The sequence below is a fragment of the Tatumella sp. UCD-D_suzukii genome, assembly GCF_000611875.2.
GTDB classification, from domain to species: domain Bacteria; phylum Pseudomonadota; class Gammaproteobacteria; order Enterobacterales; family Enterobacteriaceae; genus Tatumella; species Tatumella ptyseos.
Genome location: NZ_JFJX01000059.1, coordinates 1 through 994, shown reverse-complemented (window position 1 = coordinate 994; position 994 = coordinate 1). Strand labels below are relative to the sequence as shown.

1 protein-coding gene is annotated in these 994 nt (G+C 60.2%); it reads right to left on the bottom strand.

Translation table 11 applies throughout. From position 1 onward, the window contains the following. Positions 1-994: Ig-like domain-containing protein (locus tag CG67_RS13825; protein WP_038024847.1), on the bottom strand; the 994-nt coding region annotated here is incomplete at both ends.

Below are 994 nucleotides of genomic sequence, written 5' to 3'. Positions count from 1 at the left end.
CCGTCCGTTACCGTGTAGGTCGCAGACGGGACCTTGCCGGTATAACCGTTCACCGGCGTGAAGGTGTATTTACCGTCACTGCCGATGGTCAGGGTACCCACGCCGCTGAGGGTCGCGGTTTCACCGGCGTTCACCGTCTGACCGTCCACAGTAAACTGCGTCACCGTCAACGTGTCGCCGTCTTTATCCGTGTCATTGGTCAGCACATTACCGTTCACCGGCGTATTTTCTTTCGCCACCGCCGTGTCATTGTTCGCCACCGGCGGGGTGTTGATCGTACTGAAGCTCAGCGTCGCGGTGGACGTGGCCTGCCCGTCAGTGACCGTGTAGGTCGCAGACGGGACCTTGCCGGTATAGCCGTCCACCGGGGTAAAGGTGTATTTACCGTCACTGCCGATGGTCAGGGTACCCACGCCGCTGAGGGTCGCGGTTTCACCGGCGTTCACCGTCTGACCATCCACAGTAAACTGCGTCACCGTCAGCGTGTCGCCGTCCTTATCCGTGTCATTGGTCAGCACATTACCGTTCACCGGCGTATTTTCTTTCGCCACCGCCGTGTCATTGTTCGCCACCGGCGGGGTGTTGATCGTACTGAAGCTCAGCGTCGCGGTGGACGTGGCCTGCCCGTCCGTGACCGTGTAGGTCGCAGACGGGACCTTGCCGGTATAGCCGTCCACCGGGGTAAAGGTGTATTTACCGTCACTGCCGATAGTCAGGGTGCCCACGCCGCTGAGGGTCGCGGTTTCACCGGCTTTCACCGTCTGACCATCCACAGTAAACTGCGTCACCGTCAGGGTGTCGCCGTCCTTATCCGTGTCATTGGTCAGCACATTACCGTTCACCGGCGTATTTTCTTTCGCCACCGCCGTGTCATTGTTCGCCACCGGCGGGGTATTGATCGTGCTGAAGCTCAGCGTCGCCGAGGACGTAGCCTGACCGTCGGTAATAATATAGGTCGCAGACGGGACCTTGCCGGTATAGCCGTCCACCGGGG